Origin of the sequence: Bacillus sp. SIMBA_008, from assembly GCF_046535495.1 — a bacterium.
Classification (GTDB): domain Bacteria; phylum Bacillota; class Bacilli; order Bacillales; family Bacillaceae; genus Bacillus; species Bacillus subtilis.
Map to the genome: position 1 here is coordinate 1 of NZ_JAWRWL010001116.1, position 243 is coordinate 243.

The following is a 243-nucleotide window of genomic DNA, read 5'->3' on the forward strand; positions in this document are numbered from 1 at the left end:
GGGTGATCCGGCCGACGAGGCCCGGCGTCGCCAGCGGTGCCAGGCGATCGCCGATGTTGTAGCCCGTGACGAACATCTCGGGGGTGACGAGGATGCGCGCGCCTCTCGCAGCCGCTTCGCCGGCGGCCGCGGCGACGACGGCGAGGTTGGCATCGACATCGCCGGGCGTGCCGTGATGCTGAAGTCCGGCGATGGTCAGGGTCATGCGGATGCTCCTCGTGCGTCGATGCACCTATCAAACAG

At 69.1% G+C, this 243-nt stretch carries 1 protein-coding gene; it reads right to left on the minus strand.

What is annotated here, in order from left to right; all coding sequences use genetic code 11:
• Positions 1–205: nitrilase-related carbon-nitrogen hydrolase (locus SB658_RS26910; protein ID WP_410603562.1), on the minus strand; the 205-nt coding region annotated here is incomplete at its 3' end.
• Positions 206–243: the final 38 nt, after the last annotated feature.